General features: G+C 62.5%; 11 protein-coding genes. 1 reads left to right on the forward strand and 10 read right to left on the reverse strand.

The annotated features are described in order from the left end of the window. Positions 1 to 5: 5 nt before the first annotated feature. The 3 genes from GO591_RS07905 to GO591_RS07915 are packed head-to-tail and all read right to left on the reverse strand — an operon-like array spanning position 6 to position 5,005. Positions 6 to 2,411, reverse strand: a complete 2,406-nt coding sequence (locus GO591_RS07905) for a bifunctional salicylyl-CoA 5-hydroxylase/oxidoreductase (RefSeq protein WP_157156322.1) — start codon at positions 2,409 to 2,411, stop codon at positions 6 to 8. Further along, the gene (locus GO591_RS07910; protein ID WP_157156323.1) at positions 2,408 to 4,096 is read right to left on the reverse strand and encodes an AMP-binding protein; all 1,689 of its coding nucleotides are present in this window, start codon (positions 4,094 to 4,096) and stop codon (positions 2,408 to 2,410) included. The genes GO591_RS07905 and GO591_RS07910 overlap by 4 nt, the downstream gene beginning before the upstream one ends. 27 nt (positions 4,097 to 4,123) lie before the next feature. Then, entirely contained in the window at positions 4,124 to 5,005 is an 882-nt protein-coding gene (locus GO591_RS07915; protein ID WP_157156324.1) for an acyl-CoA thioesterase, read from the reverse strand. A 335-nt stretch (positions 5,006 to 5,340) separates the two neighbouring features. Between GO591_RS07915 and GO591_RS07920 the strand changes: the two genes are divergently transcribed. Next, a complete protein-coding gene (locus tag GO591_RS07920) occupies positions 5,341 to 5,751 on the forward strand; it encodes a RidA family protein (protein WP_157156325.1) in 411 nt (136 codons plus the stop codon). Positions 5,752 to 6,148: 397 nt separating this feature from the next. Here GO591_RS07920 and GO591_RS07925 read toward each other — a convergent pair whose 3' ends face one another. The 7 genes from GO591_RS07925 to GO591_RS07955 all read right to left on the reverse strand — a co-directional run bounded on the left by GO591_RS07925 (position 6,149) and on the right by GO591_RS07955 (position 14,451). Beyond that, complete coding sequence (locus tag GO591_RS07925; protein WP_198295438.1) at positions 6,149 to 6,943, reverse strand: PaaX family transcriptional regulator; 795 nt, start codon at positions 6,941 to 6,943, stop codon at positions 6,149 to 6,151. A gap of 237 nt (positions 6,944 to 7,180) precedes the next feature. Continuing rightward, a complete protein-coding gene (locus tag GO591_RS07930; RefSeq protein ID WP_157156327.1) occupies positions 7,181 to 8,905 on the reverse strand; it encodes an amidohydrolase in 1,725 nt (574 codons plus the stop codon). A gap of 111 nt (positions 8,906 to 9,016) precedes the next feature. Next, positions 9,017 to 9,373, reverse strand: coding sequence for a hypothetical protein (locus tag GO591_RS07935; protein ID WP_157156328.1), 357 nt, complete (start codon positions 9,371 to 9,373; stop codon positions 9,017 to 9,019). After that, a complete protein-coding gene (locus GO591_RS07940; RefSeq protein WP_157156329.1) occupies positions 9,373 to 10,611 on the reverse strand; it encodes an ABC transporter substrate-binding protein in 1,239 nt (412 codons plus the stop codon). Before GO591_RS07940 ends, GO591_RS07935 begins: the two co-directional genes overlap by 1 nt. 242 nt (positions 10,612 to 10,853) lie before the next feature. Then, positions 10,854 to 12,080, reverse strand: a complete 1,227-nt coding sequence (locus GO591_RS07945) for an amidohydrolase (RefSeq protein ID WP_157156330.1) — start codon at positions 12,078 to 12,080, stop codon at positions 10,854 to 10,856. Positions 12,081 to 12,110: 30 nt separating this feature from the next. Further along, a complete protein-coding gene (locus GO591_RS07950) occupies positions 12,111 to 13,433 on the reverse strand; it encodes an amidohydrolase family protein (RefSeq protein WP_157156331.1) in 1,323 nt (440 codons plus the stop codon). Positions 13,434 to 13,497: 64 nt separating this feature from the next. Then, entirely contained in the window at positions 13,498 to 14,451 is a 954-nt protein-coding gene (locus tag GO591_RS07955; protein WP_157156332.1) for a cyclase family protein, read from the reverse strand. Positions 14,452 to 14,455: the final 4 nt, after the last annotated feature.

Genomic DNA, 14,455 nt, shown 5'->3' on the forward strand with positions numbered 1-14,455 from the left:
GGAAATCAGACCGCGACCGGCTCCTTGTCCTGCACGGACGTCACAAGCCCTCCGATCCAGCGCGTGTGAGTGGTTTCGGGATTAGGCACCTCGGTTCTGAGTAGCTCGAGCCGGGGCCGCACCCCGTCTGTCCGAGCCGCCGGAGGCTTGCGCGAGCCAGCGCGAAACGGTGCGATCCACTGTGCGGCGGATCCGTGGTAATCCAGATGGGCGGCCGCGTGCAGAGTCCATTGGGGGTCCCACAGGTGTGTGCGCCCCAGCGCAACAAGGTCGGCTCGGCCGGCGAGAAGGATCGAGTTGACATCGTCGTAAGACGATATGGCGCCGACGGCGATCACCGTGACACCTGTGGCATGAGCAACCCTGTTGCGGATCTTGTCTGCGAAAGGGGTTTGATAACTACGACCAAAAGCGGGCTTCTCAGCCTTAGCGATCTGGCCAGATGAAACGTCGATCCCGTCAGCGCCGTGAGCGATGAAGGCCGCCGCGATCTCCACAGCGTCCTCATCCGTGTTCCCGCCGGGAAGCCAATCATGGGCGGACAGACGCACGATCAGGGGCTTATCGGGGGGCCAAGCCGCGCGCACGGCGTCGAACACTTCGAGGGGGTAACGCAGACGATTTTCCAGACTGCCGCCGTACTCGTCTGGACGGCGATTAGAGATGGGCGATAGAAACGATGAAAGCAGGTACCCGTGCGCAACGTGCAACTCCAGGAGGTCAAACCCTGCGTCGGCTGCGCGGCGTGTTGCAGCGACGTGTTCGTTCCGAATGCGGACAAGGTCTTCACGTGTCATCGCACGCGGCGGAATGCTCTCGGGACCGTACGGAACTGCGGACGGCGCTAAAGTCTCCCAACCGCCCTCATTTAGAGGGTCATCCATACCCTCCCACATGCGCTTGGTGGAACCCTTCCGGCCCGAGTGGCCGAGCTGAGCACCTATTTTCGCCGAGGTATTCGTGTGCACGAAGTCGACAATGCGGCGCCATGCGGCTGCTTGTTCGTCGGTATAGAGGCCCGCATCTCCGAGTGAGATACGACCGGCTTCTGATGGGGCGATCATCTCAGTCATCACCAGGCCCGCGCCGCCGATCGCCTTGCTTCCGAGATGCACGAGATGAAAGTCCCCGGGAAGACCGTCGACGGCGGAGTACATGTCCATCGCTGATACGACGATGCGATTCTTTAGTTCGAGCTTGCCGCCGATCTTGTGAGACTGGAACAGCGCTGGAGTATCCGGGTATCCACCGACTAACTCAGCGAATCCAGCTTGGACGGCGCGCGCAAATGCCTTGTCTCGGAGGGCAAGGTTATCGAATGTGATGCGCCGCGAGCGAGTGAGGAGGTTGAACGAGAATTGCAGGGGATCCTGATTCGCGTACTGCCCGATATTCTCAAACCACTCCAATGAAGCTTGAGCGGCACGTTGAGTGGAGACGACCACTGGCCGCCGCTCCCGCTCGTAGGAAGCGAGCGCGGACATCACGTCAGGCTGTTCGTGAAGCGTTGCAGCGAGCGCGAGTGCGTCCTCCATTGCGAGCTTCGTACCGGAGCCGATGGAGAAGTGCGCGGTATGGGCTGCATCCCCAAGCAGCACGATGTTGTTGTGGCTCCATCGCTCGTTCCGGACGGTCGTAAAGTTGATCCACTTTGAGTTGTTGGTGAGTAGCGTCGCGTCTCCAAGCTCCTGCGCGAAAATCTCACGGATCCTCTCCACTGAACGCTCGTCGCTCACCCCCGGGGCGAACGCCTCGAACTCGCTGGCGTCGAATCCCGCTCGGCGCCAGACGTCTTCGTGGAGTTCGACGATGAAGGTGCTCTCGGTCGCCGAGTACGGGTAGCCGTGGACCTGCATCAGGCCCCATTCCGTTCGCTTGACGATGAACGTGAATGCTTCGAACGCGCGGTCTATGCCGAGCCAGATGAACTTCGACTTGCGAGTGTCCAAGGAGGGCTCAAATGCGGTCGCATATTGATTCCGAACGCGCGAGTTCAGCCCGTCGGCTGCCACGACCAGATCGTGGGTTGCCGCGAGTTCCGCAACGTTTGGCGCCTCAGTTCGGAATCTGACATGGACGCCCAGGTCGTGGACGCGCTGCTGCAGTAGCAGCAGCAGGTCCTTCCTGCTCATTGCGGCGAAACCCTGTCCCCCGACCGTTTGCTTAGTACCGCCGAAGTGAATGTCGATGTCGCTCCAACGCGCGAACTGCTGCTGCATTCCATCAAAGATCACCGTGTCGGCATTCTCGATGCCACCGAGAGTCTCATCGCTGAAGACGACGCCAAACCCGAAAGTATCGTCCGGAGCGTTGCGCTCCCATATCGTGATCTCGTGGGCAGGGTCGAGCTGCTTGAGCAGGGATGCCAAGTACAGGCCCCCCGGCCCGCCGCCAACTACTGCAACTTTCACTGTGTCGTTCCTTCCGATACCTGGATAAGGGCAGCCGCCTCTTGTTGCGCGCGCTGGCGCAGGGGAAATCGCTGAAGCTTTCCGCTGGGGTTGCGCGGCAGCACATCGACGAAATCAATCCGACGCGGGATTTTGTATGGCGCGAGGTTCGCGCGCACCGTCTGCTGAATCGACTCGCGGATGAGGTCGTCCTCCGGCACGCCCGGATGAAGAACCACGAAGGCGCTCACGATTGCACCCTTGTCCGGGTCGGGGCGCGCAACAACAGCCGATTCGATCACGCTCGGGTGCGTGTCGATCACCGCCTCAACCTCGGGGGCTCCGACGTTGTAACCTGACGCGACAATCATGTCGTCCGAACGGGCTGCATAGGTAAAATAGCCGTCTTCGTCGCGACGATAGGTATCACCCGTGATGTTCCAGCCGTTCTGGACGTAGGCGCTCTGACGGTCGTCGGCAAGGTAACGGCAGCCCGTCGGACCGATCACGGCAAGCCGTCCCAATTCACCGGCCGCCAGTTCCTTGCCGTCGTCATCCAGCACCATTGCTCGAAACCCGGGGACGGCCTTACCGGTAGCGCCGGGGCGAATGTCGTCTCCGGAAGCGGAAATGAACACGTGGAGCATCTCGGTCGCGCCGATGCCATCGATCAGGCGCAGTCCGCACGCCTGCTCGACTGCGTCAAACGTCTCCTTCGGCAAGTGCTCACCTGCCGAAACCCCCACCCGTAACTTACCCAGAGCGGCCTCGCGTCCCTCCTTGAGCATCGTCCGATAGCCGGTGGGGGCGGTAAACAGCACGTTCACTCCTTCGTGTTCGATGGCGTCAGCGAGGGCGGCTGGACTGGTCCTCTCTATGAGGAAGGTCGAGGCTCCAAACCGCATTGGGAAGATCACTAGACCGCCCAGCCCGAACGTGAACGCGAGCGGCGGGGATCCTGCGATCACGTCATCGGGACGGATGCCAAGAGTGTGGTGAGCGAACGTGTCGGCAATGGCCAGGATGTCGCGGTGAAAGTGCGCCGTGATCTTCGGCTCACCTGTAGTTCCCGAGGTGGAACCCAGCAATACAACGTCGTCGGCAGCGGTCTCTACGGCGACAAAATCTCGGAGTTTCGTGGCCGAAGCGCCGATAAGCTGGTCGTCCAAACCGCCGAGGATCACGACTGACACATCCGAGCCGATTGATCCCTCGAGTTCGGAGGCGAAGCGGTGGTCCGCGACGGCGAGGCTCGGGCGGGTCCGTTCCGCGACCTTGCTTATCTCGGTATGCCGCCATGCAACCATGGTGGTGACGGCAATGGCGCCGGCCTTGACTACGGCCAACCAGGTGATCACCGCCCACGGATTATTGGGAATCCGCAGCAATACCCGATTGCCCGGCACAATCCCGTAGTCCTCGGTAAGCAGACGGGCTACTTGGTTCACGCGGTTCTGGAGTTCGCCGTAGGTCCAGACATTGCCCTGGTCCTCAGGCATGCCCCAGTCCTGATCTACTGGCGCCCGCAGTGCTACTTGATCGGGTCCGAATCGTGCCACCGTGTGATCGAGAAGGAAATCAGCGGCGTTGAGCCGCTCAGGGTACTGAAGTTCGGGCAGAGTGAACTCCAAGGTCGGCCAGAGGTGCTCCGGCGGCAGGTTGTCACGCGCAAAGGTGTCGAGGTGAGCGGATGGCGTCAGCGGCATCGCGGTATCTCCTTCATAAGGCAGCGGTCAGTACTGTCGAATTAGGCCCTCTTGCGCCACGGTGGCCACGAGTGCACCCGAACGTGCGAAGAAGCGACCAAAATTGAGGCCGCGCCCGTTCTGGACGCCCACAGCTTCCTGGACATAGAGAAGCCAGTCGTCGGCGCGCGAGTCGCCGTGAAACCACATCGCGTGGTCGAGGCTTGCAGTTGTCAGGCCGGGTGAGGACCAGTTCAGGCCGAGAACCCGAAGCGACGGTTCGAGGATCGTGTAATCGCACACGTAGCTTGTGGCGAGGCGGTGAATGTGCATGTCATCGGGAAGATCACTGAACGCCCGAACCCAGACGGCTTGGTGTGGCGATGCCTCCCCCTCCACCGCGAGATAGACGGGACCGGGGACGTGCCTGAGATCGAAGCTCCGGCCGGCCGACCAGTATGCAGCCGCATCGCCTCGGACAGCGCCAAGGTACTCGGCCGAACTCGGTACATCTTCCGGCGCCGGCACGTCGGGCATCTGGGGAGAATACTTTGGACCTTCCTCCGGAACCTGAAACGACGCGGTGGTAACGAATACGGGTTTGTCGGATTGGTAGCCTCGAACGTGTCGGGTCGAGTACGCGCGGCCGTCCCGGAGAAGTTCGACTTCATAGCGCACCTCAGCACCGATCTCAACCGGACGCAGGAACGCACTGTGCAGGGAGTGCAAGTTTCGGTCTTCTCCGACCGTAGCCATCGCGGCGGCAGCGGCCTGCGCGACCATGTCTCCGCCGTAGGCCTTCGGCCAAGGGACATACTGCGGAAGGGCAGTGAAGGCGCGATCAAACACCTGCGCTTCAACCTCGGTGAGCGACACCGCCTGCAAGAACCGGGCCGCTGTTAGGTCAGCACCAACTTGTGAGGTCGTCATCTAGTTTCCTCTCGTGTCCTCGTCTTGAGGTCGGTCGGGACGACCGTGTGATTCAGCGCGAGCACAGTGGTGCAGGTTGCAACCCACGGGAAAGCTTGTCGCACGATCGTGCCCTGAACCGGAACGCAGGAAGCACCTACCACTTGGGTGGGTTCGGCCCTGCGGCATACGCCCGTGTTGTTCCGGCGCGGGGTGCGCAATCGCATTGACAACTCCTTGTGCAGCCGGAAGTTCCCCGGGTGTGAGGAGTATGTCACAATCTAGACGTGCGTTACAAAATCATCATAATTACGCATGCGCCACAGTACTCAAGTGTCACTCATAAGGAGATCGTGATGTCCCGCAAGATCGTGAACCCACCAGCGCTAGCGAAGCCGATCGGCTTCGCCCATGGCGTAGCGGCGGGTCCGTTTGTCTACCTCGGAGGCCAGACCGCTCTCGACGCGGAAGGTCGAATCGTCCCTGGCGGAATCGTCGAACAGTTTGAACGCGCGTTCAGCAACGTTCTGACCACACTTCGTGAGGCCGGGGGCGAATCGTCGGACCTCGTCGATGTGACGATCTACCTCACGGATGTGGATGACTACCAACGCAATGGGCGAGAGATTGGTCGTAAGTGGCGGGAGATGGCCGGCACCGACTACCCCGCGATGGCGGGCATTGGTGTCACGAGGCTCTGGCAGCAAGAAGCATTGATCGAGATCCAAGCCGTCGCGTACATCGCGGACGGTGCTTCCGATGGATAGCGGCACGGACAGGATCATTGTTTGTCGGAAGCTCGACAACGAATTCCCGTCGGAGTCCCAGGGAGCAGTGTTTCGGATGCCCGGAACTTTTTGTCGGAGGCGCAGTGCGTGACGCGATAGCGTCGTTCAACGCAAGAGTCGGGGGTGGGGCGCGGTCCCGCAGAGTCTGAGCGAGCGCGGACGACCGGCCTCATCCCGTGCGCAGCGGCCGGCTCGGAACGGCTGTCGCGCCAGCCATGCGGTCATGTTCCGTCTGCCAAACCTGCCGTGGGGCTCGGTCGTCGGCCGAAAGCGTCGGCGATGAAACCGCTGCGTTCGAGTTCAACATCTCAACTGAGGCGCCGTCGACGTCTCTTTGGGCCCCCGCGACATCCAGCAAGGCCAACACGATTGCGCGCTAACGAGCGCTCGCACGCTCCCGCGAAGTGAGCTCGGCTGCGAAGTCCCAAGCTCGGTCGGCATAGCGTTCCGAGAACGACCGGAAATAGGGAACCGTCGCCTTCCCGGGCCAATTGCTCGGGAGCAACTCGAAGGGGAGACCGGGATCAACATAAGAGATCGCGCGCCAAGCGTCGATGCAGTTGACGTAGCGGCGAAACGCCTCGGCGTCGCCGGGGGGCGATCCTTCCAGTAATTGCTCCGCCCGGATGGCGAATTCTGCGTGTCGCTCGGCAATACGCGGGAGATCCCACCATTGGGCGATCGAATCTTCGATAGCTCCGTCGACGGTCGGCAGATCCGATCGAAACAGAACCGCGAACTTCCGAATTTCGAGGTCATCGAGGATGTCCAGGACCTCCTCGCGGAGATAGTCCGGGCAGATCCAAAGTGCTGGGGATACTGTGCCGCAGCCGATACGCGACAGCCTACGTCGCAGCTGGGCGCGATCAGCTCGAAGCGTTTCAGGCAGCGAGAAGGAGATAACGCACCACGGATCGTCCGGGTGCATCACCCTGACCTCGAAGATACGCTGATCGCCTCGATCAAAGAGACGCTCAGACTGCGGGGTGAGCGCGTACCCTGCTATCCCCTCGCGCTTTTCTTTCACAAGAATCCCGCCCTTGCCCAAGCGTGTTACGGCCGTGCGAGCCAGGGGTTCTGAAAGTCCTGCGTACGTGGCCATAGCCACGAGATCCGCGGCCGCAATCCATCCACCGAGCCGACGTACATAAAGGCCGGTGATGCTGAGCACAATCGAAGTCGCACTTCCCGTCCGGGGACTCGGCTCATCCGAGGACACAGCCACGTGCGCGCCACCTTCCGGCCACCGAAATCAAGGACAGTGTGCAGCCTCCGCCGCGTGGATCCCGCGATACCTGGGGGCTGTTCGTGGAGAATCCTATCCCAAGCGTGACATGGCCGGCTTCTGGGCAACGGTGGGACCGTCGATCCAGGGCCGACCATGCCCGCCTGGGATGTGGTGAGTGCGTCAGGCCTCGTAGACGACCTTGCCGCCGACGATTGTCGTCGTGACGGCGATCGTCCCTACTTCGTCCACCTCGCACTCGAAGGGGTCCCTATCCAGGACCGCCAGATCGGCGAAGGCTCCCTGCCTGAGCGAGCCGATGTCGGGCCAGCGCAGCACATCGGCACCGACAGATGTCCATGCCGCTATCGCCTCCCGCCGGGAAAGACTGTGGTGCTCGGTGGTCAGCTTCCGTCCCGATCCGGCAAGCTCGAGGCGCTCGGCCAGCTGTATGTGCATGAACGGCTGCCCGGGCCCCCAGTCCGTACCGTGCGCGGTGGGGATCCCGGCGTCGCGCCACCTCGCCAGCGGCGTGGCATCCGCCAGAAGGTGTTCGCCGATCCGCTCGACGTACATGTCGCCGTGCGACCAGGTGAAGCCGACAGAGGTGGTTGCCTTCACTCCCAGCGCTGCGTACCGTTCCATCGTGCGCGGAGTGACGACGGGCGCGTGCGCGATGAGCCAGCCGTGCCGGCGAATCGCCTCTACAACCCGAGGTTGCTCGAGAACCTCGAAAATCGCGTCGGTCACGCCACCGCCATCATGCAGAACCGCGTGAATGCCCTGGTCTGCACAGAATTCGATGAACGAGCGAGCCTTCTCGAAGGACACGAAATGCGCACCCTTGGTGGGGTTGCCGTAGGGATCGGAGTATGGCTCGATGGTCGGCGAAGTGCCGCCCCAGATCATGCCGCCCCAGCCGGTGGCGAGCGAGTCGAAGCGCAGCCATTCGTCGCCAGGGCCGAGTTCGACCGCGAGCTCCTGCAGGAACTCCACGTACTCCGCCGTCGTGAACGGTTGACGAAGGACATCGCGCATCTCGTCTTGCAGGGCGCCAGCCACCCGTACCGTGAGCTCGGCATTGCGATGAAGCTCACGATAGAGCTCGAGCTGCGGAACAGTCATGTAGTGCGGTTCATAGATCGTGGTCACGCCAAGGGCGTTCTGCGAGCGCAGGGCGCTGCGAACCCCGTCGAGTTGCTCGGCATGTGAGAGCTGCGCCCTGGGGATCTTCGACAAGATCTGTCCCCAATACGGGTCCAGGTTGAAGTCGAACGTCACGGATCCTCGGAAGATCCCGGTGAGCCGGCCGGCGTGATCCTTGTCGACCCAGACGTCGGCGACTCGTTCCGGCATCCGATCGTTCAGCCCGAGCAGCTGCAGCGCCATGGAGTTCATTGAGCAGATGTTCGGGGTCCGTGGCGCGGTCGCCTCGATCACGATCGGGTGCTCAGCCGACGCTCGGTCGAGCACATGACGATCGGGCATGGTTCGTTCTTTGAGATCGCGGTAGGTGCGCTTCACGTAGTAGCGGCGGTCGCCGATTGGCGTCGCTCGAATCCAGGTTCCCGGCGGCACGGTGCGAGCGTGGGCGGCGATGAGGGCGATGATCTCGTCGTAATCGGCCGCTTCGGAGATGTCGACGACGCTGGCATCCTTCACGCCGTAGTGAAGGGCATGCGGATGCGTGTCCACGAGGCCCGGAATTACCGAACGGCCTTCAAGGTCGATCTCGAGCGTCGACCTGCCTGCGGCAGTTCGGACCTCGTCGATGTCGCCGATTGCCTGGACCCGCCCGTCCTGGACGAGGATCGCGGAGTGAACTCCGTGGTCGTCTCCCATCGGGTGAATCGATCCGCCATGCAGTATGTACGCTTCAGCCTGACCAACGTCGGACATTGCACTCATGATGACCTCTTTCTTTGTCAGCCACGTATGCGGTGGCGCCGTGCTGTCGCGCACCGGCGCCACCACATGCGGGGCTGGATCGAACTTGGCCCTTAGGCCTCTGCGTTGTTGCTACTTCTTGCTTGTCAGTGCGGCCCAGTCGCGGCCTTCGACGGCGAGGAAGCCGTCCAGGTTGTCCCACCGGTCGTTGCGCACGAACGTCCGCGCGCTGTCTTCCGCGATGGGTGCGGCGAAGAGCGTTTTCGATGCGAGGCGCTGCGCCTCGGCATAGAACTCTGCCCTGTTGTCTTGCCCAGTCGCCGTGGCCGCCTGCTTGAGCACTGCGTCGAGCGCTTCATCGCACATACCCGAATTGTTCGTCAGCGGTATGTTGTTCGGGTTGCAGGTGTAGTAGTTCGCCACCGACTGCGCCGGGTCCTGGAAGGTGTAGCCGTTCCACAAGGTCAGGTCGAACTGGCGGTTCGCCATCACCTTCTCGAGATAGATCGGCCGGTCATCGTCTCAAGGTTGATGGTGACACCGATTTCGCCGAGGGTGGACTTCATCAGTTCTGCTGCGGCAATGGCGGTCTGCGACTCGGCCGAGACAGTCAGCGAGAGCGCGAAGCGTTCACCGTTGCCGCCTTCGGGGTACCCGAGCCGATCGAGTTCCGCTGCTGCGTCCTTGGGGTCGTAGGGGAAGATCTTGCGGTAGTCCACCGACGGATCTGCTGCCCAAGTGACGCCGGCGGGCATCATGCTCAGCGGTTCCGTGGTGACGCCGCTGAGTGCTCTCTCGCTGATTCCTTTTCGATCGATCGCAGTGTAGATCGCCTTGCGGACGTCTACGTTCGCGAGAATCTCATTGTCGGTGTTGAAGTTCATGTGGATGATGGTCTGCATTCCGGCATGGTCGTTTTCCCACACGAGCAGCGGATCCTTCAAGACCTCCACGATCGCCGTCGTTCCCAGGAACGGGGCGAACATCCCGTCGACTTCACCGCTCTGGGTTACCGCCGCTCGAGCGTTGGCATCGGTCATGATCGGGAACACCACCTTGTCGACGTCACCCGTCTCGCGCCAGTAGCCGTCGTACTTGGCCACAATGAGGCTCTGACCCGTGGTGAACGACTCGAACTGGAACGGTCCAGTGCCCACCGGGTTGAGGTTGTAGTCGGAGGTCACAATGTCGCCGTCCGCGAGCAGGTGCTCTGGAAGGATTTTCTGTCCAGTGAGGATCTCGATGAAGGCGCCGACCGGCCGCTGCAGCGAAACAACGGCGGTGAGGTCGTCGACGATCTCTACCCCTTTCAGGGCGCCGGCGATGACTCCACCGCCGGAGGTCAGTTCCATGATGTTCTCGAAGTTGAACTTGACGTCGTCCGCGTCGAACGACTCGCCGTCGTGCCAGGTGACGTCTGGGCGCAGGTTGAATGTGTACTCGAGGCCGTCGTCTGAGACTTCCCAGCTCTCGGCAAGAGCCGGGACGAGCTCGTACTCATTGGTGATTCGAATGAGCGGCTCGAAGAGGGCGGAGGCCGGGACCTGAACTGCCGGCGTAGGTGACAAAGCGGGGTTGAGCGTCACCGGATCAGCGGGCAGCGGGAAGACGAAGGTCACCTCCTCATCCACTTCCTCGGCGGGTGCGGCTGTGGTGCATGCGGCAAGCGAGCCGGCGAGCGCGATCGTGGCGATCAGCGCTCCTGCCTTGATCCCGCCACTCTTCATTGAGCGTTTGTGCATTGTGAGTTTCCTGTTCAATTGGGGAATTGCTGCGATTGGTGCGTTTCAGGCCGCCAGGCGGACCCCTGTGTCCCTTTTGCCCGGTTTCCCGGTGCCCGGCTTCCCGGGATATTTCACAATCTTGACTGGCCGAAGCATATTGAAATTTACGAGGGTGCGTCAAGACTTTCATAGAAGAATTGCGCAGACATCGTCGACGTCCGCTCCCAGCAACGTGCAGAGGCGGATCAGCGACTCTTGCGCAGCCACGCGAGCGCGGCGACGACTTGCGCGGCCGTGCACACCGCAAGGGTCGGGTCAATGGCCGGGGCGAACCCCGGAGAGTGGTTCAGCGGAATATCCCGAACCCGGTCGGCAGCTACCGCGGACTGCCAGCGATCGGCGGGAACGCACCCCACCGTCCAATAGGTGTAAGCGGTCCCGAATGCGTCGGGGATCGTGCTGAAGTCGTCCGAAGCTGTCTTGGGCACAGCCTGGAACACGTTGTCCTCGCCGAAGTAGCTCACGAAAGCGTTCGTTACCCGCTGGGTGACGTCAGCATCATTGTCAGTCAGCGGAAACTGATCGTAATATTCGAACTCGGGTTCGCGAGGGGAGCCGGCTGTCGAGCACTCCCCATGCACAATGCGCTCGATGGCTGCGGTGACAGCGGCACGAACACTAGGGGCGTAGGTGCGCACGTTGACGAGCAGTTCGGCTTTGTCGGGAATGATGTTCGACTTCGTGCCGGCGTTGATCGCGCCCACCGTGACGACAGCGAACTCGCTTGGGTGCACCTCGCGCGAGACGATCGTCTGCAGCTTAGAGACGATCGAGGCAGCGAGTACGACCGGGTCGACCGATAACTGGGGCGCAGAACCGTGCCCGCCCCGTCCGTGCACCGTGATCCTGATCGAGTCTGCGGCTGACAGGATCGCTCCGGTGGTCACGCCGATAGCGCCCGCGCGTTCCGCGCCGACGTGCTGCGCCAGGGCGACATCGGGTCGCGGCAGTCGCGCGACGAGGCCGTCGTCGACCATCGCCTGCGCTCCGGCCGCGGTCTCCTCCGCCGGTTGGAACAGTGCGAGGTAAGTACCGGTCCAGTTACCGCGGAAGTCCGCGATCAGCTTCGCCGCACCGAGCAATGATGCCGTGTGCATGTCGTGCCCGCACGAGTGCATGACACCCATCACCTCGGAGGCATAGTCGAGCCCAGAAGCCTCCGTGATCGGCAGCGCATCGATGTCCGCCCTCGCAAGCACGGTCGCTCCGGGCCCGTTCTCGAGCACGCCCACGACACCGGTTCCACCGATCCTGTGCACCTCGTACCCGAGTTCGACCAACTTATCCTCGATCAGTTGAGCCGTCTCGTGCTCCTGGCCGCTGAGCTCAGGCCTCTGATGCAGCTTCCGGTAGGTTTCACCCTCCCACGCCATCTCCGCTTCGACTGCATCGATTGTCTCTGTGGTCGCCATGTCCATCTCCTTGGGTTGTTCTGCCGCGAGCTAGATTCCCGCGAGTGCCCTGAGCTCGGCACCCCGTTCCCTCGCCCGAGCGAGAAGCGCCCCCTCGTCGAACCCTGGAACCGTTCGATTCGCCAGCACGACCTTCCCGTCGACGAGCACGGTGTGGACGTCCGCCGCCCGGGCCGAGTACACGAGTGCCGCGAGGGGATCATGGATGGGCGTCAAGTGCGGCGCATCCGTGTCGATCAGCACGACATCGGCGGCGTATCCGGGAGCCAGACGGCCAGTGACCTTCCCGAGCCCGGCGGCAGCGGCACCGCCCGATGTCGCCATGGTGAACACGTCCTGCGCGGTCAGCGCCTTGGGGTCGCGCGTCACTGCTTTCTGTAGCAACGATGCGGCTTTCATGACCTCGAACATGTCCTGGGTGTTGTTGCACGCCGCGCCATCGCACGCCAACCCGAGGACCACGTTCGCGTCCCGCAACGCGACGATCGGTGCGACACCGGAGGCGAGGAACATGTTCGAGACCGGATCGTGGATCACGGGCGAGCCGTGGTCAGAAATGAGGCCGATGTCCCTGTCCGACAGATGAACACAGTGGTTGAGCATGACCGCCGGCCCGAGCACGCCGACGTCCGCAAGCAGCTCGACGTTGGACATGCCAGTCTTGGCACGCACCAGGTCGTTGTATTCCGGTGTTTCGGAAGTGTGCAGATGGGCAGGTGTCCCCGCGGCGACGAATTCCCTCGTCTGGTGCCAGTAGTCGCGACTGGCAGCCCACGGGATCTTCGGGCCGACGCCGATTTGGATGCGGGAGCTGTTCGCCCACGCGTTGATGAGGTCGCGCGTGCGTCGTTCGATCTCGTCGAGCGTCTCGGAGCCCCCGAACGGGAGGTCGTTGGAACAGCGGAAGAATACACTCCGGAGCCCGAACTCGTCGATCGCCTCCGCGGCGATTGCGTCGACGCCGTCGGCGAACCGCGTCGAGGAGAAGACCTCGCACACGGTAGTGTTTCCGGCTTTCAGATTCTCGAGAGCTCCGAGCTGAACGGCAAGGCGGACATCCTCGGGCTCGAGCGCCGCCGTGATGGGCTGTTGGACGGCGAGCCAGCCCAGGAGGGACTCATCGACGCCGAGCGTACGGCCAAGTGTCATGCTCAAATGTGTGTGCCCGTTGACGAACCCGGGCGACACCAGCATTCCCCCTGCGTCGATGCGTTCATCAGCCTTGGACGGAGCAGCGCCGGCGCCCACCGACACGATGACGCCGTCGCGGACGAGAATGTGCCCATCGTCGATCCAAGGCCTATCCTCGTCACCGGTGATCACACAACCACCTTCGATTGCAATCGATCCCATGTCCGCTTGCTTCCCCTTCTTGAGGTCGAGAGTCCCCCAGCGGCGAGCCGGGTCGTGCGATCGGCTACATGATGGCGATCGCGTTCGCAGGCGATCCCATCCCGCCGGGAACGTTGAGCGGTGCACTGGCGAGCAGGAACTCCCAGCGCTGCTCGGCGAAGCACTCGTCGGCGAGATCCTTCAGCCACCACAGCTCGCCGAGCGCCATGCCGAACTGCCCGATCAGGATCCGGTGCAGCACGCCGAACGGTTCAGCCTCGGGTCGATAGTCCGGCGGCGACACCTCGATTCCGGGGTTGTCCATCACCACCGCGCTCACGTGCGAGTCCCAGAGGTACTCGGCCATCTCTTCGCTGTGCTCGAGACCAGCCGAGTGGAGGCCCCTGAGTGTGGCCTGCGCGGTGCGCTCCTCCGCGGTCCTGCCCACGTGATGCTCGAGGAAGCCCGTGCGAATGAGCAGGATGTCGCCTTCCCGGAGTTCGACGCCCTGCTCCCTTCGAACCCGCTCGAGGTTGTCGACCGTGATCGGGTACGGATCCGACGCCGTATAGACGTTCGGCGCGGTTCGCGCGAAATCCAGTAGGACTCCACGTCCTGCGATGCCACCCTCCGCCCAGTGCTGGATCCCATTGCGCTGCCGGTCCCGGATGTCATCCGGAGTTGCCCCGTTATAGAAAACGCCTGGCTTGTAGCCGTAGTGCGCGAGCGAATCCCACTGGCTGCCCGATTGCGGATAGTAGTTGTCGTAGTAGTCGTCGAAGACCGCGTCGGCTCGCATCTCGTACACGGTGTGGCGAGTGGACCCGCGCGAATAGAGAGGCGGGTCGATGAAGCCGATCGGGACCATGAGGGGAAAACGCCGGCCGCTGACGACAAGCCTGGCCGCAGCAGCCACCTTATCGGCGGTGAGCAGATTGATCAGTCCAATCTCATCTGACTCACCGAAGAGGTGCCATGCGGACCGTGCTCCACCCTCGACGATGGGCAGCTCCCGGTACTTGGGCAATCGTGTCCTCATGTGC

Source organism: Diaminobutyricimonas sp. LJ205, from assembly GCF_009755725.1.
Classification (GTDB): Bacteria; Actinomycetota; Actinomycetes; order Actinomycetales; family Microbacteriaceae; genus Ruicaihuangia.

Bases quoted from the DNA above. Each gene is read 5' to 3' on its own strand.
- GO591_RS07950 (WP_157156331.1), bottom strand. From the start codon at position 13,433: ATGGGATCGATTGCAATCGAAGGTGGTTGTGTGATCACCGGTGACGAG.
- GO591_RS07955 (WP_157156332.1), bottom strand. From the start codon at position 14,451: ATGAGGACACGATTGCCCAAGTACCGGGAGCTGCCCATCGTCGAGGGT.
- GO591_RS07920 (WP_157156325.1), top strand. From the start codon at position 5,341: ATGTCCCGCAAGATCGTGAACCCACCAGCGCTAGCGAAGCCGATCGGC.
- GO591_RS07915 (WP_157156324.1), bottom strand. From the start codon at position 5,005: ATGACGACCTCACAAGTTGGTGCTGACCTAACAGCGGCCCGGTTCTTG.
- GO591_RS07930 (WP_157156327.1), bottom strand. From the start codon at position 8,905: ATGAGTGCAATGTCCGACGTTGGTCAGGCTGAAGCGTACATACTGCAT.
- GO591_RS07945 (WP_157156330.1), bottom strand. From the start codon at position 12,080: ATGGCGACCACAGAGACAATCGATGCAGTCGAAGCGGAGATGGCGTGG.
- GO591_RS07935 (WP_157156328.1), bottom strand. From the start codon at position 9,373: ATGGCGAACCGCCAGTTCGACCTGACCTTGTGGAACGGCTACACCTTC.
- GO591_RS07940 (WP_157156329.1), bottom strand. From the start codon at position 10,611: ATGAAGAGTGGCGGGATCAAGGCAGGAGCGCTGATCGCCACGATCGCG.
- GO591_RS07910 (WP_157156323.1), bottom strand. From the start codon at position 4,096: ATGCCGCTGACGCCATCCGCTCACCTCGACACCTTTGCGCGTGACAAC.